The following is a 22,162-nucleotide window of genomic DNA, read 5'->3' as shown; positions in this document are numbered from 1 at the left end:
GGATGCCTTGAGCCTCTCGCCGGGCCCGGCCATGAGTCCAAGGCTTGTTTTCGACCGGAGCGATAAACTCTGCTCATGGCTACGCTGCGGCAGTTCGAGTACCTGGTCACCGTGGTGGACACCGGCTCCTTCACCCGGGCCGCCGAGCAGCTGCACGTCACCCAGCCCGCGCTCTCGCACCAGATGCGGGCGCTGGAGACCGCCGTCGGCGGCCCGCTGCTGGAACGGCTGCCGCGCTCCGTCCGGCTGACCCCGCTCGGCCGGGCCGTGCTGCCGCACGCCCGGGCCGCCCTCGCCGAGGCCGAGCGGCTGCACGCCGCCGCACGGCGCACTGCCGGGCTGGACGGGGGCGAGCTGGAGGTGGCCACCGTCTACTCGGTCAGCCTCGGGCTGCTGCCGCCGGTGCTGCGCGCCTGGCGGCGGCGGTACCCCGGGGTCCGGATCAGGCTCCGGGAGTACCCCCATGCCGAGCTGCTCCGCACCGCGATGGCGGCGGGCCACGCCGACCTCGCCGTCGGGCCGGTGCCGGCCGACTGGGACGGCCCCGTCCGGGAGCTCGGGGTCGAGGAGTTCGCCCTGGTGCTGTCGCCCGACGACCCGCTCGCCGCACTACCGCAGGAGCCCCTCCCGCTGAGCGCACTGGCCGGCCACCGCTGGGTCCACTACGCCCCCGGCAACGGCCTCGCCGATCTGCTGGACCGCGTCTGCGCCCAGGCCGGCTTCCACCCGCAGGTGGCCGTCCGGGCCGAACAGACCGCCGCCGTGCCGCTGTTGGCCGCCGCCGGGCTCGGCCCCGCCTTGGTGCCGGCCCATATCGTCCCGCCGGGCTCCGACGCGGCCGTGCTCCGGCCGGACCCGCCCGTACGCCGCACCCTGGCCGCCTGGACCAGGACCAGGCCGGATCCGCTGACCACGGCGTTCGCGGATCTGCTCGCCGAGCACATCCGGCTGAGCCCGGGGTGACCGCGGCGAGAGGCCGCGGTCAGGGTGCCCTCTGGTGGGGCCGGCGGCCTGGTGGGGTCGGCGGCCCGCCCTACCGCTTGGCGGCCCACTCCTCGCGAAGCATGCCGAAGAGCACCCGGTCGTGCCACTCCCCCGCCACCAGCGCGTCAGCCCGGCGGCGGCCCTCCTCCGTGAAGCCGATCCGGCGGAAGGTGCGCTGGGCGCGCTCGTTGCCCGCCCAGGTGTCGAGTTCGAGGCGGCGCAGGTTCATGGTGGAGAAGAGGTGGCCGACCAGCAGGGTGAGCGCCTCGGTGCCGTGGCCCTGGCCCCAGCAGGAGCGGTCGCCGATGGTGATGCCGAGGGTCGCACGGGTCACGTAGTAGTCGATGTCCCGGTAGTCGACGAAGCCGATCGGCCGGCCGTCCGCCACGGCCTCGACCGTCAACGCGGCCTCCCGGTGCGGCACCAGCTTCAGCATCCGCTCGAAGTCGATCTCGACGCCCTCCCGGGTGATCGGCCCGAAGAGCGGGTCGCCACCGCTGGCCCAGTGCACCACCTCGGGGTCGTTGCGCCAGGCCAGGTGGTGTTCGAGGTCGTCGGAGCGGAGTGCGCGGAGCCGTACCAGGGTGCCGTTGATCATGGGGGAAGATAAGAAGACCGTCCGACGGTGCGTCAACCGCTTTTCCGAAGGACTAGACCACTTCGGCCCGCCGGGAGAGACTTCCCCCATGAGCGACGCGACGGTGCTCCTCGGGCGCGACGAGCTGCTCGGGCGCTGCCGGGCCGTCCTGGCGGACGGGGGCGGGGTGCTGCTGACCGGGCCCGCCGGGATCGGGAAGTCCGCGGTGCTGGACGCCCTGGACGCCGAGGCCCAGCAGGCCGGTGAGCTGGTGCTGCGCAGCAACTCCTCCGCGATCGAGGCGAGCCTGCCGCACCTGGCCCTCTACGACCTGTTCGCCCGGCCGGTGGCCGAGCACGGAGGGCTGCTCGCCCCGCACCTGCGCGCGGTGCTCGACGTCGTCCTGCTCCGCTCCCCCGCCGACGGCGTGGCCACCGACCAGTTGGCCATCCGGGTCGCGGTGCTCGAGCTGCTCCGGGCGCTGGCCGCCGACCGGCCGGTGCTGCTGGTGCTCGACGACGCGCACTGCCTGGACCAGGCCAGTGCCTCGGTGCTCGGCTTCGCGGCCCGGCGGCTGCAGTCCGCCCGGGTCCGGTTCGCCGCCGCCGAGCGGCTGGACGCCGGGCGCGAGCCGGGCTGCCTCGGTCTGCTGCCGGAGCCGCGCACCGAGCTGGCGGTGGCCACCCTGCCCGGCCCGGTGATCGGCGAACTGCTGCGCACCCGGCTGGATCCGGCGCCCACCGACCGCGCCTCGGAGCGGATCCAGACCGCCAGCGGCGGCAACCCCTACTACGCGCTCGAGCTCGCCCAGGCCGCCCTGCGTGCCCAGCCCCCGGCCGGCACCGACGAGCCGCTGCCGGTACCCGAGCGGCTGCGCGCCCTGCTCGCCGACCGGCTGGCCGCGCTGCCCGCCGAGGCACTCGGCCCGCTGCTGCTGCTCGCCGCCGCCGCCCGGCCCGGGCCCGCGCTGCCGGAGGCGGACGGCCGGGCCCTGGCGGCCGCCGTCGCCGCCGGGGTGCTCGGCGAGGGCCCCGGCGGCGAACTCCGCTTCACCCACCCGCTGTTGCGCGAGATCATCTACGCCGACGCAAGCCCCGAGCAGCGCCGCGACTGCCACGCCACGCTGGCCCGGCTGCTCGAGGACCCGCTGGAGCGGGCCCGGCACCGGGCGCTGGCCGACACCGGTGCCCCCGGCCAGCGGGCGGGCATCGCCCGGGAGTTGGCCGACGCCGCCCGGATCGCCGTCAACCGGGGTGCTCCCGCCCTGGCCGCCGAGCTCTCCCTGCTCGCGGCCGAACGCAGCTCCTGCACCCCGGAGTTGGCCGCCGATCGGCTGCTCGCGGCCGCCCGGCACTCCTACGACGCCGGGCTGGTCGAGCAGGCCCGCACGGCTTGCGCGGCGGTGCTGCGCGGCCCCGGCCGGGCGGCCCGGGTCGGCGCCCGGCTGCTGCTGGTCCAGCTCGCGGGCGGCGAGCGCTCCGGGGTACCCGCCCTTCTCGACGCCGCACAGGCCGATGCGGCGGACGACCCGAGACTGCGCGCCGACGTCCAACTCCACCGCGCCGAACACGCGTTCAGCACCGGCCGGGTCGAGCAGGGCCTGGCCGCGCTGGCCGAGGCCGAGCGGCACGCGGTGCTGAGCGGCGAGGTGGACCGGCAGATCGAGGCGATCGCCCTGCGCGCCCCCATCCAGATGCAGCACCGCCCGGCCGAGGCCGGCCGGGAGCTGCGCCGGGCGGCGGCGCTGGCCGCCGGGCGCCCGGCACTGACGGCCGCAGCCGTGCAGGTCCGCTCCTGTCTGGTGATCTGGCTGCTGCGCTGCGGCGAGACGGCCGAGGCCGTGTCCGCCGTCGGCCTGCTGCGGCGGGACGTCGAGCGGGCCGGCCGGGTGAAGGACCTGGCCGACGTACTGCACCTGGTCGCCTCGGTGCACGAGCGGGCGGGGCTCTGCGACCAGGCCTACCAGGCAGGCGAGTTGGGCGGGCGGATGCGGGCCGAGTCCGGCCCGACCCCGGGGCCGGGCCTGGTGCTGAGCGCCGCCGCCGAGCTCAACGGCGGCACGGCCGAGCGGGCCGCGGAGCTGGCCGAGGCGGCGCTGCGCTCGGGTGAGCGGACCGGCGACACCGAGTGGAGCGCGTACGCGCACGGGCTGCTCGGCCGGGCCGAGCTGCTCCGCGGCCGCCCGCCCCAGGCCGCCGAACACCTGGGCCACTGCCGGGAGTTGCTGCGTGGAATGGGCTTCACCGACCCGGCGCTGTTCCTGGTGGACGCCGATCTGGTCGAGGCGCTGGCCCGCTCCGGGGCCGTCGAGCAGGCCCGGTCGGTGCTCACCGAGGCGGAGCGGGAGGCCGAACGCCTCGGCCGCCAGGTCGTCCGGCTCGGCCTGGCCAGGGCCGGGGCGCTGCTGCGCGGCCTGGGCGGCGACCCGCGCGGCGCGGCGGACGGCCTGCGGTCCGCCCTGCCCGCCGCCCACCCGTACCCGCTGGAGCCGGCCCGGGCCCGGCTGACCCTGGCCGAGCTGGAGCGGCGGGCCCGCCGCCGGGCCGCCGCACGGGCCGAACTGAGTGCGGCCGCCGGGCTGTTCGCCCAGGCCCGGTGCCTGCCCTGGCTGGACCACACCCGGGCACAGCTGGTCCGGCTGGACGGCGCGGCAGCCGGGCTGAGCGACCTGGAGCGGCAGATCGTCGACCTGGTGCAGCAGGGCGCGACCAACCGGCAGATCGCCGGCACCCTGCACGTCTCGGTCAAGGCGGTCGAGGGCAGCCTGACCAGGCTCTACCGCCGCTACGGCATCCGGGACCGGACACAGCTGACGCTCCGCCGGATCACCGGCTGACCCGGCGCAAGGGTGACCCCTTGGCTTTGCAAGCGAAGGTCAAGGGTGGGCTTTTGACTTCGATTCATTGACCGTACATGGCCATCGGACTACGTTTCCGCTCGGCTCGGGCACTCGGCACCACCCCCACACCGCCCCGGGCCTGGCTCGCCCCCACCCCAGGGGCCACTTCAGGAAAGGAATCCGAGTGGACACGACCCATTCGGGACGCTTCGGACGGTCCGCACTGGTACCCGCCCTCGGGCTGTTCGTCGCACTGACCTCCTCCGCCTTCACGGGCATGGCCTCGGCCGCCCAGCCCCCGGCGTCGAACGTCGTACGCTCCTGCGCCGCCCCGGCCCACCCGGGCGAGCTGGCCTGCCTGGCACTCAAGCGCACCGACGTGCACGGGCTGGCCGCCTCCGGCTACGGCCCGTCCGACCTGACCAGCGCGTACAAGCTGCCCGCGGGCGGCTCCGGCCAGACGGTGGCCATCGTGGACGCGATGGACGACCCGAACGCCGAATCCGACCTGGCCGCCTACCGGGCCAACTACGGGCTGCCCGCCTGCACCACGGCGGGCGGCTGCTTCCGAAAGATCGACCAGAACGGCGGCACCAACTACCCCACCGCCGACACCGGCTGGGCGGGCGAGATCTCGCTCGACGTGGACATGGTCAGCGCCGTCTGCCCCGCCTGCAACATCCTGCTGGTGGAGGCCGCCTCGGCCAACCAGGACGACCTCGGCCGGGCCGTGAACCAGGCGGTGGCCCAGGGCGCGAAGTTCGTCTCCAACAGCTACGGCGGCTCGGAGGACTCCTCGGTCTCCTCCGCCGACGCCGGCTACTTCAACCACCCCGGCGTCGCCATCACCGTCAGCGCGGGCGACTCCAACACCGGCGCCGAGTACCCCGCCACCTCCCAGTACGTGACCGCCGTGGGCGGCACGGCACTCAAGCGGGACTCCTCGGCCCGGGGCTGGAGCGAGACGGTCTGGAAGACCAGCTCCTCCGAGGGCACCGGCTCGGGCTGCTCGGCCTACATCGCCAAGCCGAGCTGGCAGAGGGACACCGGCTGCTCCCGTCGTGCGGAGTCCGACGTCTCCGCCGTGGCCGACCCGGCCACCGGGGTCGCGGTCTACCAGACCTACGGCGGCAACGGCTGGTCGGTCTACGGCGGCACCAGCGCCGCCGCCCCGATCATCGCGGGCGCCTGGGCGCTCGCCGGGGCACCGGCCGCCGGCGACAAGGCCGCGCAGTACCCGTACCTGCACACCTCGGCCTTCAACGACGTGACCTCGGGCAACAACGGCTCCTGCTCGATCTCGTACATCTGCAACGCCGGCCCCGGCTACGACGGCCCGACCGGGCTCGGCACGCCGAACGGCGTCAGCGGCTTCGGTGCGGGCACCACGAGCACCGAGACGGTGAGCGTCACCAATCCGGGCAGCCAGGCCACCAAGGGCGGCAGCGCCGTCTCGCTCCAGATCGCCGGCAGCGACTCCGCCGGGAAGCCCCTCACGTACAGCGCCACCGGCCTCCCCGCCGGACTCTCCATCAGCTCCACCGGCCTGATCACCGGCACGCCCAGCGGTTCGGGCAGCTCCAACGTCACCGTCACGGCGAGCTCCGGCACGGCCTCCGGATCGACCAGCTTCACCTGGACGGTCGGCACCGGCGGCGGCGAGACCATCACCTTCCGCAACCCCGGCAACCAGAGCGGCGCCGCCGGCACCGCCGTCTCGCTGCAGGTCAACGGCAGCGACTCCGCAGGGAACGCCCTCACCTACAGCGCCACCGGCCTCCCCGCCGGACTCTCCATCAGCTCCACCGGCCTGATCACCGGCACCCCGACCACGGCCGGCACCACCACCGTGACGGTGACCGCGACCTCCGGGACGGCCTCCGGCTCCACCAGCTTCACCTGGACCGTCACCGGCGGTGGCGGCTCCGGCTGCGGCAACCTCCCCGCGTGGAGCCCGAGCACCTCCTACGCCCCGGGGGACCAGGTCTCCTACAGCGGCCACAAGTGGCTCTCCACCTGGTACTCCACCGGCGCCACCCCGGGGGCCCCGGCCTCCTGGGCCGTCTGGTCCGACCAGGGCGCCTGCTGACGCCCTCGACCCCTGGTGCCCCGCCGCAGCCGGCCCCCGGCAGCGGCGGGGCACCCGCATGATGTGATGATCTTTCAGGCGCTTGTGAAGCGAGCCCTACCCACTGTGTCAGATGCGTGAAGAGCGGCTTTCGTCACAGGTTGGATGATCTCAGTTGGGTCACACTTTGGGGTCTCTGGTATGGCAGTTCGACTCCTACCTCGAAGTAACAGTAGGACATATCGGACTAAGTCCCGTTAAAAACCCTCAGAAATTCCGAACTCTTGCCCCTCCGGGCGCATTTGCAACCGCAGGCGCCCAAACCACATCCTTCCCGAATGGGACGAATCTCGGGTGGGGCCGTCCGCCGTGCACCCCGGATCGACTCAGCCCCTGGAGCGGCCGACCCCCGTTCGGCGCCTGCCCTCACCACCGTCCGTGGAGATTCCATGCCCACACATCAGCCCCCTACGGTCGCCGTCATCGGCCTCGGCTATGTCGGACTGCCCAGCGCCTTGGCGCTGCTCGCCGCCGGGAGCCGGGTGATCGGCATCGACGTCAGCACCACGCGGTTGGCCGCCATCCGGGCCCAGGACGTGGACCTGCTGCCCTCCGACCTCGACCGGCTGGCCGAGTTCGTCGAGGACCCGCGCCTGACCCTCACCGCCGACCCGGCCGCGCTGGCCGAGGCGGACGCGGTGATCGTCTGCGTGCCGACCCCGGTCGACGCCCACCTGGTGCCCGACCTCGGCGCGCTCGCCGGGGCCTGCGCCACGGTGGTCGAGCACGCCGTGCCGGGCCAGCTGCTGATGCTGACCTCCACGACCTACGTGGGCACCACCCGCGACCTGCTGGTGACCCCGCTGGCCGCGCGCGGCCTCGACGCGGGCACCGACATCCACGTCGCCTTCTCCCCCGAGCGGATCGACCCGGGCAACTCGCGCCACACCCAGGACACCACCCCGCGCGTGGTCGGCGGGGTCGGCGAGCGCTGCACCGAGCTGGCCGCCGAGCTGCTCCAGCTCACCGCGCCCTCCGTGCACCGGGTCGGCTCCCCCGAGGCCGCCGAGATGAGCAAGCTCTTCGAGAACACCTTCCGGGCGGTCAACATAGCCCTGGCGAACGAGTTCGCCGACAACTGCCGGGCCCTGGGCCTGGACCCGATGGAGATCATCGAGGCCGCCGCCACCAAGCCGTACGGCTTCATGCCGTTCTACCCCGGCCCGGGCGTGGGCGGTCACTGCATCCCCTGCGACCCGCACTACCTGCTCTGGCAGCTGCGCAAGCTCCGGGTCTCCTCCCCGCTGGTCGACACCGCCATGACGGCCATCGCGAGCCGCCCCCGCCAGGTGGTGAACCGGGTCCGCGAGCTGCTCGCCGAGCGCGGCATGCCGCTGGCCGGCGCCCGGGTGCTCATCTCCGGCGTCGCCTACAAGCCGGGCGTCGCCGACCTGCGCGAGTCCCCCGCGCTGGAGATCATCGAGGAGCTCGCCGCGCTGGGCGCCGAGGTCTCCTTCAGCGACCCGCTGGTCGCCTCCGCCCGCATCCACGGCGAGGTCCTGCAGGCCGTGGCCGACCCGGGTGCCGAGAAGTGGGACCTGGTCGTCGTGCACACCGTGCACCCCGGCGCCGACCTCGAGTGGCTGGCCGAGCACGGCAAGGTGCTCGACGCCACCTACCGCCTGGCCGACCTCCCCTCCAAGGCGGTCGTGTGAGCCTCCCGCCCACGCCGGAGCGCGGCTTCTTCGAGCCCCGGCAGCCAGAGCCCGAACCCGAGCAGTACCAGCCGTACGAGCCCTACCCCTCGTACCAGCAGTACCAGGGCTACGACGAGCAGCAGACGTACCGGCCGGAGGTGCCGCGCCAGGCGCCCGAGGGCTTCACCAGCGCGCCGGACCGCTCCTGGAGCTACCAGGCGTACGAGCGCGAGCCCGAGCCGGTCAGCGCCTGGAGCGAGCCGGCCCGGCCCCGCACCGTGGTGCAGGCCGAGCCGGACCCGGTGGCAGGCCGGGTGCTGCCGCCGCTGCCCGAGGGGGTGCGGGCCAACGCCCGCAAGCCCGGGCCGCTCGGCCGCGCGATGGACAGAATGGACCCGGCGGTGCGCCACGGCCTGCGCCGGGTGCTGACCCTGCTCTGCATCCTGCCGCTGCTGCTCCTGCTCGCCCGGGAGGCCCCGCGCCTGCCGCAGAGCCCGCTGGTGCTCGGCTACGGCTTCATCGTGCTGCTCGGCACCATCGCGATGATCTACATCGCGTACAGCAAGTACGAGGACCCGTCCGTGCGCGAGCTGCGCAAGCGCCCGCGCAACCTGGACGAGTTCCCGGTGCTCAAGGCCAACCCCCGGGTCAGCTTCCTGCTCGCCGTCAAGGACGAGGAGGAGGCGATCGAGGCCTGCGTGCGCTCGATGGCCGAGTCCGACTACCCGGACCTGCAGATCATCGTGGTGGACGACCTCTCCGAGGACGGCACCCGGGACGTGCTTCGCAAGCTGGAGGCCGAGCTCGGCATCACCGTGCTCTACCTGGAGAAGAACCTCGGCAAGAAGCACGCCCTGGTCAAGGCCTGCGAGATCGCCGACGGCGACATCCTGGCCTTCACCGACTCCGACTGCATCCTGGCCCCGGACGCGCTGCGCAAGTGCGTCGAGGCCATGGTGCGCCACCCGGAGCTGGGCGCCGTCTCCGGCCACTGCCGGGCGCTCAACGCCCCGGTCTCGGTCTTCACCCGCGCCCAGGACGTCTGGTACGAGGGGCAGTTCCGGATCGCCAAGGCGGCCGAGTCCACCTTCGGCTCGGTGACCTGCGTCTCCGGCCCGCTGGCGGTCTTCCGCAAGGAGGCCGTCTACAACTACTTCCCGGCCTGGGCCGGCGACCGCTTCCTCGGCGCGCCGTTCCGCTTCGCGACCGACCGCCAGCTGACCGGCTACGTGCTCGGCCAGCGCTGGAAGGGCGCGGCGCTCAAGCGCCAGTACGCCGACTCCCCGTTCGTGACGGCGGAGGACTACCCGGCCCGCAAGTGGCGGATCGGGTACGTGCAGTCCGCCCGGGTGTGGACCAACGTGCCCGCGCGCTTCCGCCCCTTCATGAAGCAGCAGATCCGCTGGAAGAAGAGCTTCATCCGCAACCTCTGCTTCACCGGCACCTTCATGTGGCGCCGGGGCCTGGGCCCCGCCCTGCTCTACTACGGCCACGCGCTGTGGGTGGTCGCCGCCCCGATCATGGCCTTCCGCCACCTGGTCTGGGCGCCGGTCCACGGCATGGCCTTCCTGACCCTGCTCTACCTGTGCGGAGTCATCCTCAAGGGCCTCATCTGGGGCCTGGCCTTCAAGATCGACAACCCGGGTGACACCCGCTGGCGCTACCGGCCGGTGATGAGCCTGCTCTCCTCGGTGCTGCTGGCCTGGCTGCTCCCGTACTCGATGGCCACCATCCGACGCGGCGTCTGGTCGAGGAGTGCCACGTGAAAAACGCCCTGACCAGCCTGGCCAAGGGGATTGCGGCCGTGCTGACCACCGCCTTCGTGATCGCGATCTACGCGATCGTGCTCTCCCGAGGGAGCCTGCTGTGAGCGCCCGTCGCACCGCCCCGATGAAGCGGGGCGTGACGCACTGGATCTCCCGCGTGGTGCTCGCCTGCTCGGCCCTCGCCGTGCTGGCGATGCCGTTCTACGCCGGTTGGAAGTACTACACCTTCCGCCGGGACGTCACCCCCCAGGTGGCGGTGCCGGTGGCGAAGCTGGACCGCGCCACCCAGGCCTCGTTCACGGCCGGCGGCGCCAAGCTGCCGGAGACGGCGGCGCCGGTCGTGCTGACCTTCCACGACATCAACCCGAAGAGCGAGAGCCCGTACATCATCACGCCGCAGGCGTTCGACGAGCAGCTCACCGCGTTGGAGGAGGCGGGCTACCGCAGCCTGACCACCGACGAGTTCGTCGACTACCTCAAGGGCGGCCCGGCGCCGAAGCGCTCGGTCTACATGACCTTCGACGACGGCACCAACGGCCTGTGGGTGTACGGCGACCGGATCCTGGCCAAGCACCACATGCACGCGGCCTCCTACCTGATCTCCGGCCGCGTCGACCACAACCGGCCGTACTACCTCTCCTGGGAGGAGATCTCCCGGATGGCCGCCTCCGGCCGCTGGGACTTCCAGGACCACACCTTCGACCTGCACTGGCGCGGTGCGGTCGACGCCGAGGGCGCCCAGGCCTCGGCGCTGGCCAACCGGCTCTGGCTGCCGGCCGAGAAGCGGATCGAGACCGTCGGCGAGTACACGGCGCGGATCAACAAGGACATCAGCACCTCGTTGGAGACCATGGCCGCGCACGGCCTGCCGAAGCCGCTGATGTTCGCCTACCCCTTCTCGGAGACCAGCGAGCGGGCCAACCTGCCCGTCCCCGGCCCCTCCCTGCAGGGCATGCTGGAGCAGACCTTCGCCGCCACCCTGACCGACGTCTCCAAGCGTGAGCTGCCCGCCAGCCGCCGCGCCGCCGGGGTCCGCCAGGTGCAGCGGCTGGAGGTCTACCAGCGGACCACCGCCAAGGACCTGCTCGACCAGATCGCGCAGTGGACCCTGGTGCCGCCGGTCGCCGACGACCCGCTGAACCAGCCCGAGAGCTGGGTGCACAACGACGGCACCCAGGCCAAGGAGATCGGCGCGCTCACCGGCGCCGGCCCCTACCCGGGCAGCAACGGCTACGTCTCCGCCGAGTACCTGCCGCTCACCTCGGCCGACTGGAACGACTACTCCACCGAGGCGACCGTCGAGGACCTCGCGGACGACAACAACATCGGCCTCACCGTGCGCTCCGGCAGCGGTGACCCGCTGACCGTCAGCCTCAGCCGCTCCAACGTCAGCATCTTCCGGGGCGTTGGTGACAAGCGCGAGCAGGTCGCCACCAAGGCCCTGGTCGCGCAGCCCAAGCACAAGCTCAAGGTCACCGTGAACGGCAGCGTGACCAAGGTGCTGGTGGACGACCGCACCGAGCTGACCTGGACCAGCAAGGTGGAGGGCACCGAGGCCACCGGCGGCATCGGTCTGAGCGTGCGCAACGGCACCAACGGCACCCACTGGCCGAAGTTCAGCGCGCTCAAGGTCTCCCAGACCCCGCCGAGCACCGGCAACGGCGCGACCTCGCTGACCGTGGCCAAGGCCGTGCTGCTCGACCCGGGCGCCGCCTGGGAGTCCGCTCCCGGCGTCCCCTCCGGCATGAAGATCGGCGGCGACGGCCTGGCCCCGCAGGGCCTGGCGCTCTCCGACTACGCGGCCTACGAGCAGGCGCGCACCTCGGGCTGGACGAAGTACACCGTCCGCGGCACCGTGGGCCGGCTCAACACACCGCAGGTCTCCGGGGCGGTCTGGGTCCGGGTCGGCAGCCCGGACGCGATCAGCGTCGAGGTCTCCCGGCGCGGTGTGCGGGTGCTCACCGGCAGCGCCGACAACCGCAAGGTCGTCGAGACCAGGGGCCTCGCGGACGCCGACCACCATGACATCACCATCACGGTCGGCAGCCAGGCCACCTGGATCACCGTGGACGGCAGCGTCCACTTCCAGCTCGCCGCCAAGGGCGAGACCGGCGGCGTGGCCTTCTCCGCGTACCGGGACGTCACCCGGCACGCCTGGCCCACGGCCCGGAACTTCAAGGTCGTCCCCGCGGAGGTCCTGTGAGTACTGCCGAGCCTGGTCCCGTCCTGCCGGAGGAGCCCAAGCCCTCCCGCCGGGCCCTGCTGATCGGCACCGCCGCCGCCCTGGTCCTGGGCGGCGGCGCCCTCGCCGCGTACGAGCTGCTCGACGGCTCGGACGATGACAACGGCGACGACACCACCGAGTTCAAGGCGAAGTTCTCCGGCAGCGGACTGGTGACCAACGAGTACGCCTTCCGCAGCCCGAACGCCAAGGACGCGCACGACAGCCCGGACTGGCTGGTCACCTCCGGCTCGCTCTTCACCCGCGACGGCGCGGGCTGGACGGGCGTGCCGGACGGCCAGTCCCCCGGCGCCTCCTCCAGCCAGCACAACGGCTCGGCGGTGTTCCGGCTGGTCACCAAGCGGCGGGACTTCGGGGACTGCACGGTGCAGGTCCAAGTCCGCCTGCAGCCGCCCACCACCACCTCCCGCACCCCCAAGCAGGACTGGGACGGCGGCCACATCTGGCTCCGCTACCACAGCCCGGACCAGCTCTACGCACTGAGCTTCCGGCGCCGGGACGGGGTCGTGGTGATCAAGCGCAAGACCCCCGACCCGCAGGGCATCGGCGCGGCCGGGGAGCAGGGCGACTACGTCACCGTGGCCGAGGGCAAGGCCGCCTTCCCGTACAACGAGTGGCACACCGTCTCGGCCAGCGCGGTGAACCACAAGGAGGGCGTCCGGCTGGTCCTGGCGATCGACGGGCGCACCGTGCTCGACACGATCGACAAGGACCCGCTGCGGATCACCGGGGCCGGCGGAGTGGGCCTGCGGGTCGACAACACCGACCTCGACTTCCGCGACTTCACCGCCGTCCCGGCGGCTGCGGCGCTCTGAGGACAGGGATCCGGACGGAGGCGGTCACGCTCTGATGGCCGCCTACCGTCCCCCTTGCCCCACCCCCTCCTCATATGATCGGAGTGACATGCGTCATCCTTGATGCTGCATGTCACGCGTTTCAGGGGTACCGCACCAGGACAGGTACCGCCCAACCACCAGGAGGTAGCACGTGGACGACGTTCTGCGGCGTGCCGCGCTGTTCGCGGCTCTCGACGACGAGCAGGCCGGCGAGCTGCGTGCCTCCATGACCGAGGTCACGCTCGCCCGCGGCGAGTCGCTGTTCCACGAGGGCGACCCGGGCGACCGGCTCTACGTCGTCGCCGAGGGCAAGGTCAAGCTGCACCGCGCCTCGCCGGACGGCCGGGAGAACATGCTCGCCGTGCTCGGCCCCAGCGAGATGATCGGCGAGCTCTCGCTCTTCGACCCCGGCCCGCGCACCGCCACCGCCACCGCGCTGACCGAGGTCAAGCTGCTCGGCCTCGGCCACGGCGACCTCCAGCCCTGGCTGCACGCCCGGCCCGAGGTCTCCGTCGCCCTGCTGCGCGCGATCGCCCGCCGCCTGCGCCGGACCAACGACTCGATGTCGGACCTGGTCTTCTCCGACGTGCCCGGCCGCGTCGCCAAGGCGCTGCTCGACCTCTCCCGCCGCTTCGGCGTGCAGTCCGAGGAGGGCATCCACGTCGCCCACGACCTCACCCAGGAGGAGCTCGCCCAGCTGGTCGGCGCCTCCCGCGAGACGGTCAACAAGGCCCTGGCCGACTTCGCCGGCCGCGGCTGGCTCAAGCTGGAGGCCCGCGCGGTCGTCCTGATGGACGTCGAGCGCCTCTCGCGCCGTTCGCGCTGATCGCTGTGCGCCCGGAGGGCGCACTTCAGGGGCGCGGGGAACTGCGCGGCCAACCACCCACCGAGGTGAACGGTTGCGCAGCGCCCCGCGCCCCTTCGCGCTCCGGTTACTCCGGGATCAGCCCGTGATCGGCCAGGTACTGCATCTGCGCCCGCACCGACAGCTCAGCCGCAGGCCAGAGCGCCCGGTCCACGTCCGCGTACACCCGAGCCACGACTTCCTCTGCCGTACGACATCCCGCCTCCACGGCCGTCTCCACCTGCGCCAGCCGGTTCGCCCGGTGCGCCAGGTAGTAGTCGACGGCGCCGAGGGCGTCGACGAGCACCGGCCCGTGCCCCGGCAGGATGGTCCGGATCTCCCCCGCCGCCGCCATGGTGTGCAGCCGCCGCAGCGAGTCCAGGTAGTCCCCCAGCCGCCCGTCCGGGTGCGCCACCATCGTGGTGCCCCGGCCGAGCACGGTGTCGCCGGTGAGCACCGCGCCGTCGCCCGGCAGCTGGAAGGTGAGCGAGTCCGCCGTGTGGCCCGGGGTGGCCACCACCCGGATCTCCAGGCCGCCGACCTCGATGACCTGACCGCCCCGCAGCCCCTCCGACCCCAGCCGGTGCGCCGGGTCCAGCGCGCGGACCTCGGTACCGGTCAGCTCGGCGAAGCGGGCCGCGCCCTCGGCGTGGTCGTGGTGCCCGTGGGTGAGCAGCGTCAGCCCGATCCGCTGACCGCGCCGCTCGGCCGTCGCGATCACCCGGCGCAGGTGCCCCTCGTCCAGCGGGCCCGGGTCGACCACCACGGCCAGGTCCGAGCCCGGCTCGGCGAGCAGCCAGGTGTTGGTGCCGTCGAGCGTCATCGGCGACGGGTTGGGCGCCAGCACGTTGTACGCCCGGGGGGTGGCCTCGCCGCCCACGCCGGCGGCGGGGTCACCCGGCAGCAGACCGCTCACCGGCTGCCTTCAAGGGTGCGGCCGAGCTCGCGCTCCAGCAGCCGCTGGGTCGGCTCTCCCGACGGCAGGGCCGCCGGCTCGGGGGCGCGCGGGGTCAGCTGCCGGGCCACCAGCGGGCGGGCGGGCAGCGTGCGGGACGTCCGGGGAGCCACGTCGTTGTGGGTCATCGGGCGGGTTCCTTCCTCGAACAGGTTGATCGGTCGAACTGGTCAGTCGACGGGAAAGTGACCGTCGATGGTCAGCTCTTCATACCCCGACCATCGCACTGTGATCCGGTCCCCGGCCAGCTCGGCCCGGCCCAGGACAGGTGAGATACGGCGGTCGGCGGCAGCGGCCACCGCCGCCTCGGCCGTCGGGTGCGGCAACAGCTCGCGCAGCACCGTGATGGTGGGCGGCATCATCCCGTACTCGCCCTCGGCGTGCCCCCGCACCGCCTCGGCGGGCGGGAGCCAGACCGTGCGGTCGGCCTCGCCGACCTCGCGGGCGGCCTGCTGCCCCTCGGGCAGCCGGGCCACGAAGAACCAGGTGTCGAACCGGCGCTCCTCGAAGGCCGGCGTCGTCCAGCGGGCCCAGCCCGCCAGCAGGTCGCTGCGCAGCAGCAGCCCGCGCTCGCGGAGGAACTCGGCGAAGGAGAGCTCGCGCGCCTCCAGGGCCGCCTGCTCGGCGGCCCACGCCCACGGCTCGACCAGCGTCTTCCCGTCCGGACCGGCCAGCAGGACGCCGGCCTCCTCGAACGTCTCCCGGACGGCCGCGCAGACCACGGCCTGCGCCGTCCGGGCGTCCGTGCCCAGGCGTTCGGCCCACTCCTCGGGCGAGGGCCCGGCCCAGCCCAGCTCGGCCTCGGCGTCCCGCGGGTCCACCCCGCCCCCGGGGTAGGCGTACATCCCGCCCGCGAACGCCATCGAAGTGCGGCGCCGCAGCAGGTACACCTCGGGCCCACCGGCCCCGTCCCGCAGCAGCACCACTGTCGCCGACGGCTTGGGCACCAGCGGGGTCAGCTCACCCGCGGCCACCGCCCTGATCCGGGCGGGCCAAGCAGACGGCATAGGCATGTGATCCATAACCGGATGCTACGAAGTGCCCTTGGCACTATCAAGGGGTTGTACTACCCAGGGGCCCGTGCCCCCGGGCAGTACAACCCGAGGTGCTGCGGCTCAGTCGCGGACGCGGACCTGGAGCTCGACCTCGACCGGGGCGTCGAGCGGCAGCACCGCGACACCCACCGCGGAGCGGGCGTGCACGCCCGCCTCGCCCAGCGCGGCGCCGAGCAGCTCGCTCGCGCCGTTCACCACACCCGGCTGGCCGGTGAAGTCCGGGGCCGAGGCGACGAAGCCGACGACCTTGACGACCTGCTCGACGCGGTCGAGGTCACCGATGACCGACTTGATCGCCGCCAGGGCGTTGAGCGCGCAGGTCTGCGCCAGCCCCTTCGCCTCCTCCGGCGTCACCTCGGCGCCGACCTTGCCGGTGACGGGCAGCTTGCCCGCGACCATCGGCAGCTGGCCGGAGGTGAAGACGTACTCGCCGGTGCGGATCGCCGGGACGTACGCGGCGACCGGAGCGGCCACCTCGGGGAGGGTCAGGCCCAGCTCGGCCAGCTTCTCCTCAACCTTGCTCATCAGCTCTTCTCCCGCTTGAGGTAGGCAACCAGCTGCTCGGGGTTGTTCGGGCCGGGAACGACCTGAACGAGCTCCCAGCCGTCCTCGCCCCAGGTGTCGAGGATCTGCTTGGTGGCGTGCACGAGAAGCGGCACGGTGACGTATTCCCACTTGGTCATGGCGCTGACTCTAGACGGTCGGCCGCCCCCCGTGCGGATTCCTCCGCTGCTCCACCGGAGGTGCCGGTGGGGCCCGTGGGTGTGAGGTGAGCCACAAAGCGGGCAGGATTCGGCCCGGCCGCCCCCGTGCTCCCGGCATCGGGCCCGGCCGCTGGTTACGCTCGCGGGAAGGGCACCTGGTGGTGCCGGCCCTTCGGAGACGGACGGAGACGGAGCGTGGCGAGCACCCCCGGCCCCTCGGAGTCACGTGGACCGGACTGGGAGGGCGTGCGGCTGCACGTCGTGAGCGGGAAGGGCGGCACCGGCAAGACCACGGCCGCCGCCGCGCTCGCCCTGGCACTGGCCGCCGAGGGCCGCCGCACCCTGCTGATCGAGGTCGAGGGCCGCCAGGGCATCGCCGAGCTGTTCGGCATCGCCGCGCTCCCGTACGAGGAGCGCAAGGTGGCCACCGTCTCCCCGGCCCGGCTGGGCCTGCCCGGCAAGGGCGGCGGCGAGGTCTACGCGCTGGCCATCGACACCGAGCAGGCACTGCTCGAGTACCTCGACATGTTCTACAAGCTGGGCCGGGCGGGCAAAGCCCTGCAGAAGGTCGGCTTCGTGGACTTCGCGACCACCATCGCGCCGGGCGTCCGGGACGTGCTGCTCACCGGCAAGGCCTGCGAGGCGGCCCGCCGCAAGGGCCCGGACGGCCGACGGGCCTACGACGCGGTCGTGATGGACGCGCCGCCGACCGGCCGGATCACCCGGTTCCTCAACGTCAACTCCGAGGTGGCCGGCCTGGCCCGGTTCGGCCCGATCCACGGTCAGGCCCAGGCCGTGATGCGGGTGTTGAAGTCGCCGGAGACGGCGGTGCACCTGGTCACCCTGCTCGAGGAGATGCCGGTCCAGGAGACGGTGGACGGCGTGGCCGAGCTGCGCGAGGCACAGCTGCCGGTCGGCGGGGTGCTGGTCAACATGGTGCGCCCGCCGATACTGGACGCCGCCGCGGTGACCGCGATCGACGGCGACCACCGCGAGGAGGTCACCGTGGCCCTCGGCGAGGCCGGCCTGGGCGGCCGCTCCCGCAGCGCCGCCACCGTCCGGGCCGCGGTCGAGCCGCTGCTCGACCCGCTGCTGGCGCAGGCCCGCGAGGCGGCCGAGCGGGTGGAGCTGGAGCGCGAGCAGCGCGGCAGCCTGCAGCGGCTGAAGCTGCCCACGTACGAACTCCCGCTGCTCGGCGAGGGTGTGGATCTCGGCGGGCTGTACCGGCTCGCGGGCGAGCTCAAGCGGCAGGGGGCGGCGTGACCGGGCGGGCGAGCGGACCGAAGCTGGACGTGGACGCGCTGATCGACAACCCGAAGACCCGCATCGTGGTCTGCTGCGGCTCGGGCGGGGTCGGCAAGACCACCACCGCCGCCGCGATCGGGCTGCGGGCGGCCGAGCGGGGCCGCAAGGTCGTGGTGCTGACCATCGACCCGGCCCGGCGCCTCGCCCAGTCGATGGGGCTCAACGAGCTGGACAACACTCCCCGGCCCGTGCAGGGCACCACCGGGGACCTGCACGCCATGATGCTGGACATGAAGCGGACCTTCGACGAGGTCGTGCTGGCCCACGCCGACCCGGAGCGGGCCCGGGCGATCATGGAGAACCCCTTCTACCAGTCGCTCTCCGCCGGGTTCGCCGGCACCCAGGAGTACATGGCGATGGAGAAGCTCGGCCAGCTGCGCTCGGCCGAGCAGTGGGACCTGATCGTGGTCGACACCCCGCCCTCGCGCTCCGCGCTGGACTTCCTGGACGCGCCGAACCGGCTCGGCTCCTTCCTGGACGGCAAGCTGATCCGGATGCTCACCGCCCCCGCCAAGGTCGGCGGGCGCAGCGCGATGAAGTTCCTCAACGTCGGGATGGGCCTGCTCACCGGCACGCTGGGCAAGATCTTCGGCGCCCAGCTGCTGACGGACATCCAGACCTTCGTCAGCGCGATGGACTCGATGTTCGGCGGCTTCCGGGAGCGGGCCGACCGGACGTACCAGCTGCTCAAGGCACCGGGCACGGCCTTCCTGGTGGTCGCCGCGCCCGAGCGGGACGCGCTGCGCGAGGCGGCGTACTTCGTCGACCGCCTGGCGGCGGACGCCATGCCGCTGGCGGGGCTGGTGCTGAACCGGGTGCACGGCACCGGAGCGCCGCAGCTGACGGCCGAGCGGGCGCTGGCTGCGGCGGAGGCGCTGGAGGAGAACGGTTCGCAGTCCTCCTCGGTGGCCGCCGAGACACTGGCGGCGGGACTGCTGCGGCTGCATGCCGAGCGGATGCAGGTGATGGACCGTGAGCGGCGCACCAGGGACCGGTTCGTGTCGGTCTACCCGGACGTGCCGATCGTCGAGGTCGGCGCCCTGGCGGGCGATGTGCACGACCTGGCGGGTCTGCGCGAGATCGGCGAGCGGCTGGGGGGCGGCGGGGAAGCGTGACCCTGGCCGATCGGGCCCTACGGAGGTGACCGGTGAGCCCTGGCCGGTGGGGCGGCCTGGGCACGACGGCCCACCGCGGGGCCGCCGGCGCGTACGGTCTTCAGACCGCTTGCGCGTAGTCGGTGAGCACGATCCCCGTGGCCAGGGACTCCTCGTACTCCGTGCGTGCCGTCTCCAGGAGACGACGCCACGACATCACCGTCGGCCGACGGCGCAACAACGCCCTGCGCTCGCGTTCGGTCATGCCCCCCCAGACGCCGAACTCCACGCGGTTGTCGAGGGCGTCGGCCAGGCACTCCGTGCGCACCGGACACCCGCTGCACACCGCCTTGGCGCGATTCTGCGCCGCCCCCTGGACGAACAACTCGTCCGGATCACTAGTGCGGCAGGCTGCCTGCGCACTCCAGTCGTCTACCCAGCCCATCCCGGTGCCGTCCTCTCCCGAATCGGGGCTCCCCCACGGCGGCAACGGCATATTCACCGCTGCCAGTTGAGGACGTTACGGAAGAACGGCAGAGAGCAACAGCCCCGCCGTGCCCAATCTCAAATGACCCGATCGGACTATGGGTATCTGACACCTCACTCGTTGGAGTGATCGCAGGTCGCAGCCCTTGCCAGGGCCTCTCGGGCCACTCTCGTCACGCTCCGCCATGGCGGCCGGCTCGACACGGGCTACGAAAGCCCCCAATCACCCCCAAATCGGGCAAAGCTCATCACTCACAAGAGTGATGATGATGAACGGAGTGCAGCTGTCGCAGTGTTGTGACAAGCGTAGGCGAACACCTGCCCCCATGTACGGGATTCCGACACGTAGTCTTCTCCCCATGGCACCTCAGCGACCCGCGGGATCACCGCTTGACAAGGCCGGCCTCGGAGTGAAGTTCCTGGGCATCAGCGTGCTGTCCGGGATCCTGGTGGCCGGCATGGCCCTCCCGGCCGTCGGCGCCCTCGGCCTGACCGCCAAGGACAGCGCGGAGAGCCTGGGGAACCTCCCGGACGACTTCAAGCGCCCGCCGCTCTCGCAGGCGTCGTACATCTACGACTCCAAGGGCAACGAGATCGCCAAGGTCTTCGACCGCGACCGCACCGTCCTGACCAAGGACCAGATGGCGCCGATCATGCGCCAGGCCCAGGTCGACATCGAGGACAACCGCTTCTTCGAGCACGGCGCCGTCGACGTCAAGGGCATCCTGCGCGCGATCAGCAAGAACGCCGAGTCCGGCTCCGCGAGCCAGGGCGCCTCGACGCTGACCCAGCAGTACGTGAAGAACGTCAACGTCGAGCAGGCCGGTGACGACACCGCCGCCGTGCAGGAGGCGCAGCGCAAGACCCTGGGTCGCAAGATCCAGGAGCTGAAGTACGCCATCAAGTTGGAGCAGATCCTCTCCAAGGACGACATCCTCACCAACTACCTGAACATCACCTTCTACGGGCACCAGGCGTACGGCATCGAGGCGGCCTCCAACCGCTACTTCAGCAAGAGCGCCAAGGACCTGACCATCCCCGAGGCCGCGATGCTGGCCGGGCTAGTTCAGAACCCCACCGCCTACGACCCGATCCTGCACCCCAAGGCGGCCCAGACCCGCCGGGACACGGTGATCAACAAGCTCCTCGAGTACAAGCACATCACCCCGCAGCAGGCCAAGGACGCGCTGGCCACCCCGCTGGGCATCAAGTACAAGGAGCCGTTGAACGGCTGCATCACCGCCCAGAGCGGCATGGGCTTCTTCTGCGACTACGTCCGGCACGTGGTGAAGCTGGACCCGGTCTTCGGCAAGACCGCCGCCGACCGGCAGAAGCTCTGGAGCCAGGGCGGTCTGAAGATCGCCACCACCATCGACCCGGACAAGCAGAGCGCCGCGTACAGCGCCGTGACCAAGCGGGTCTACCCGACCGACGAGGTGTCGGCGGCGATGACCATGGTCAAGCCCGGCACCGGCGAGATCCTGGCCATGGCCCAGACCCGTCCGTACGGCCTGGACGCCAAGCAGCACCAGACCGTGCTGAACCTGAACGTGGACCTCGCGATGGGCGGCGGCAGCGGCTTCCAGCCCGGCTCGACCTTCAAGCCCATCCTGGCGGCGGCGGCACTGGAGAACGGCACGCCGATCACCCAGTCCTACCCGGCGCCGCAGAAGATCGACTACCCCACGATCTCCACCTGCAACGGCAAGTGGGTCAACGTCAAGGGCGACCAGGTCGAGAACGAGAGCAAGAGCGAGATCGGCCCGTTCGCCATGAACGAGGCCATGGCGAAGTCGGTCAACACCTACTTCGTCCAGATGGCCCAGGACATCGGCCTCTGCCCGATGAAGCAGATGATCAACAAGGTCGGCATCAAGAACCTGGCCAACGGCTCGCCCATCCTCGAGGTCCCGTCCTCCGTGCTCGGCACCCTGGAGGTCAGCCCGCTGAAGATGGCCGGCGTCTACGCCACCTTCGCGGCACGCGGCCTGCACTGCGACCCGATCGCGATCAGCTCGGTGACCAGCGCCGAGGGCAAGAAGCTCGAGGTCCCGAAGGCGAACTGCGAGCAGGTGATGCAGCAGACCACCGCCGACGGGGTCAACACCCTGCTCAAGACGGTGACCGAGAAGGGCACCGCGGCCAACCTCAAGCTCGACGGCCGTGAGTTCGCGGGCAAGACCGGTACCACCGACCACCGCAACGCCGCCTGGTTCGACGGCTACACCCCGGACCTCGCCACCGTCGTCTGGCTCGGCGGGCCGACCGGGAACGTCTCGATGCGCGACATCTCCATCGGCGGTCACTACCGCGACCAGGTCTACGGCGCCGACGGCCCCGGCCCGATCTGGGACGACGCGATGAACGACGTGCTCGACGGCACCCCGCGGAGCACCTTCACCCTGGTCGACATCCCGGCCCCGACCCCGACGCCGGACCCGAACGCCTCCCCGACCGACACCCCGCAGCCCCCTCCGAGTGGCAACGCGGGCGGCCTGATCGGCGGCGGCTTCACCTTCCCGCCCGGCCTGATCGGCGGCGGCAACGGCGGCAACGGCGGCACCACGCCGACCGGCAAGCCCACCAAGCCCGGCCACCACTGAGCCGAGCAGCACCGAACCAGGCGACGACGTCCTTCGACAGCAGCGTCTCGACCGTCTCCGCCGCCAGGTCCTCGTAGAAGGTGAGCGAGCTGCTGGCCGCTTTGTCC

The 22,162-nt window shown here is 72.4% G+C and carries 18 protein-coding genes; 11 read left to right on the top strand and 7 right to left on the bottom strand.

Annotated features, from left to right (window positions below; translation table 11 throughout):
* The first annotated feature begins 75 nt into the window (after positions 1-75).
* Positions 76-963: a LysR family transcriptional regulator gene (locus ABT095_RS20505; RefSeq protein WP_350530871.1), complete on the top strand. Its 888-nt coding sequence runs from the start codon at positions 76-78 to the stop codon at positions 961-963.
* Positions 964-1,033: 70 nt separating this feature from the next.
* Here ABT095_RS20505 and ABT095_RS20500 read toward each other — a convergent pair whose 3' ends face one another.
* Complete coding sequence (locus tag ABT095_RS20500; RefSeq protein WP_350530870.1) at positions 1,034-1,582, bottom strand: GNAT family N-acetyltransferase; 549 nt, start codon at positions 1,580-1,582, stop codon at positions 1,034-1,036.
* Positions 1,583-1,670: 88 nt separating this feature from the next.
* Here ABT095_RS20500 and ABT095_RS20495 point away from each other — a divergent pair, with 88 nt between their 5' ends.
* The 7 genes from ABT095_RS20495 (at position 1,671) to ABT095_RS20465 (ending at position 13,835) form a co-directional block, all read left to right on the top strand.
* Entirely contained in the window at positions 1,671-4,397 is a 2,727-nt protein-coding gene (locus ABT095_RS20495) for an AAA family ATPase (RefSeq protein ID WP_350530869.1), read from the top strand.
* Between the two features lie 187 nt (positions 4,398-4,584).
* A complete protein-coding gene (locus tag ABT095_RS20490; protein WP_502884939.1) occupies positions 4,585-6,489 on the top strand; it encodes a putative Ig domain-containing protein in 1,905 nt (634 codons plus the stop codon).
* 428 nt (positions 6,490-6,917) lie between these two features.
* Positions 6,918-8,183, top strand: a complete 1,266-nt coding sequence (locus tag ABT095_RS20485; protein ID WP_350530868.1) for a nucleotide sugar dehydrogenase — start codon at positions 6,918-6,920, stop codon at positions 8,181-8,183.
* A gap of 362 nt (positions 8,184-8,545) precedes the next feature.
* Positions 8,546-9,931: a glycosyltransferase family 2 protein gene (locus ABT095_RS20480; protein ID WP_350530953.1), complete on the top strand. Its 1,386-nt coding sequence runs from the start codon at positions 8,546-8,548 to the stop codon at positions 9,929-9,931.
* 100 nt (positions 9,932-10,031) lie between these two features.
* Positions 10,032-12,134: a polysaccharide deacetylase family protein gene (locus ABT095_RS20475; protein ID WP_350530867.1), complete on the top strand. Its 2,103-nt coding sequence runs from the start codon at positions 10,032-10,034 to the stop codon at positions 12,132-12,134.
* Complete coding sequence (locus ABT095_RS20470; protein ID WP_350530866.1) at positions 12,131-12,988, top strand: 3-keto-alpha-glucoside-1,2-lyase-like domain-containing protein; 858 nt, start codon at positions 12,131-12,133, stop codon at positions 12,986-12,988. Before ABT095_RS20475 ends, ABT095_RS20470 begins: the two co-directional genes overlap by 4 nt.
* 172 nt (positions 12,989-13,160) lie before the next feature.
* On the top strand, positions 13,161-13,835 hold the full coding sequence (locus tag ABT095_RS20465; RefSeq protein WP_104817006.1) for a Crp/Fnr family transcriptional regulator: 675 nt from the start codon (positions 13,161-13,163) through the stop codon (positions 13,833-13,835).
* Between the two features lie 106 nt (positions 13,836-13,941).
* On the opposite strand, the gene ABT095_RS20460 is transcribed toward ABT095_RS20465, so the two are convergent.
* The 5 genes from ABT095_RS20460 to sp36 form a co-directional block, all read right to left on the bottom strand.
* Entirely contained in the window at positions 13,942-14,769 is an 828-nt protein-coding gene (locus tag ABT095_RS20460; protein WP_350530865.1) for an MBL fold metallo-hydrolase, read from the bottom strand.
* Positions 14,766-14,936, bottom strand: coding sequence for a hypothetical protein (locus ABT095_RS20455; protein WP_350530864.1), 171 nt, complete (start codon positions 14,934-14,936; stop codon positions 14,766-14,768). The genes ABT095_RS20460 and ABT095_RS20455 overlap by 4 nt, the downstream gene beginning before the upstream one ends.
* Positions 14,937-14,978: 42 nt before the next feature.
* A complete protein-coding gene (locus ABT095_RS20450; RefSeq protein ID WP_350530952.1) occupies positions 14,979-15,821 on the bottom strand; it encodes an NUDIX hydrolase in 843 nt (280 codons plus the stop codon).
* Between the two features lie 102 nt (positions 15,822-15,923).
* Entirely contained in the window at positions 15,924-16,388 is a 465-nt protein-coding gene (locus ABT095_RS20445; RefSeq protein ID WP_350530863.1) for a RidA family protein, read from the bottom strand.
* On the bottom strand, positions 16,388-16,546 hold the full coding sequence (sp36, locus tag ABT095_RS20440) for a Sp36 family protein (RefSeq protein WP_095874066.1): 159 nt from the start codon (positions 16,544-16,546) through the stop codon (positions 16,388-16,390). The genes ABT095_RS20445 and sp36 overlap by 1 nt, the downstream gene beginning before the upstream one ends.
* Before the next feature lie 216 nt (positions 16,547-16,762).
* On the opposite strand from sp36, the gene bagA reads away from it, so the two are divergent.
* Both bagA and bagB read left to right on the top strand, forming a co-directional pair.
* Complete coding sequence (bagA, locus tag ABT095_RS20435) at positions 16,763-17,830, top strand: ATPase BagA (RefSeq protein WP_350530862.1); 1,068 nt, start codon at positions 16,763-16,765, stop codon at positions 17,828-17,830.
* Positions 17,827-18,987, top strand: coding sequence for an ATPase BagB (gene bagB / locus ABT095_RS20430; protein ID WP_350530861.1), 1,161 nt, complete (start codon positions 17,827-17,829; stop codon positions 18,985-18,987). The genes bagA and bagB overlap by 4 nt, the downstream gene beginning before the upstream one ends.
* A gap of 100 nt (positions 18,988-19,087) precedes the next feature.
* Here the strand turns inward: bagB and ABT095_RS20425 are convergent, their stop codons facing one another.
* Entirely contained in the window at positions 19,088-19,411 is a 324-nt protein-coding gene (locus tag ABT095_RS20425) for a WhiB family transcriptional regulator (RefSeq protein WP_350530860.1), read from the bottom strand.
* 400 nt (positions 19,412-19,811) lie between these two features.
* On the opposite strand from ABT095_RS20425, the gene ABT095_RS20420 reads away from it, so the two are divergent.
* The gene (locus ABT095_RS20420) at positions 19,812-22,055 is read left to right on the top strand and encodes a transglycosylase domain-containing protein (RefSeq protein ID WP_350530859.1); all 2,244 of its coding nucleotides are present in this window, start codon (positions 19,812-19,814) and stop codon (positions 22,053-22,055) included.
* Positions 22,056-22,162: the final 107 nt, after the last annotated feature.

It is taken from the genome of Kitasatospora sp. NPDC002227 (genome assembly GCF_040296285.1).
Taxonomy (GTDB): Bacteria; Actinomycetota; Actinomycetes; order Streptomycetales; family Streptomycetaceae; genus Kitasatospora.
The sequence above is the reverse complement of the archived record's forward strand: the minus strand, read 5'-3'. Positions and strand labels throughout refer to the sequence as shown.

Bases quoted from the DNA above. Each gene is read 5' to 3' on its own strand.
- ABT095_RS20505 (WP_350530871.1), top strand. From the start codon at position 76: ATGGCTACGCTGCGGCAGTTCGAGTACCTGGTCACCGTGGTGGACACC.
- ABT095_RS20500 (WP_350530870.1), bottom strand. From the start codon at position 1,582: ATGATCAACGGCACCCTGGTACGGCTCCGCGCACTCCGCTCCGACGAC.
- ABT095_RS20495 (WP_350530869.1), top strand. From the start codon at position 1,671: ATGAGCGACGCGACGGTGCTCCTCGGGCGCGACGAGCTGCTCGGGCGC.
- ABT095_RS20485 (WP_350530868.1), top strand. From the start codon at position 6,918: ATGCCCACACATCAGCCCCCTACGGTCGCCGTCATCGGCCTCGGCTAT.
- ABT095_RS20480 (WP_350530953.1), top strand. From the start codon at position 8,546: ATGGACAGAATGGACCCGGCGGTGCGCCACGGCCTGCGCCGGGTGCTG.
- ABT095_RS20455 (WP_350530864.1), bottom strand. From the start codon at position 14,936: ATGACCCACAACGACGTGGCTCCCCGGACGTCCCGCACGCTGCCCGCC.
- ABT095_RS20450 (WP_350530952.1), bottom strand. From the start codon at position 15,821: ATGCCTATGCCGTCTGCTTGGCCCGCCCGGATCAGGGCGGTGGCCGCG.
- ABT095_RS20445 (WP_350530863.1), bottom strand. From the start codon at position 16,388: ATGAGCAAGGTTGAGGAGAAGCTGGCCGAGCTGGGCCTGACCCTCCCC.
- sp36 (WP_095874066.1), bottom strand. From the start codon at position 16,546: ATGACCAAGTGGGAATACGTCACCGTGCCGCTTCTCGTGCACGCCACC.
- ABT095_RS20425 (WP_350530860.1), bottom strand. From the start codon at position 19,411: ATGGGCTGGGTAGACGACTGGAGTGCGCAGGCAGCCTGCCGCACTAGT.
- ABT095_RS20420 (WP_350530859.1), top strand. From the start codon at position 19,812: ATGGCACCTCAGCGACCCGCGGGATCACCGCTTGACAAGGCCGGCCTC.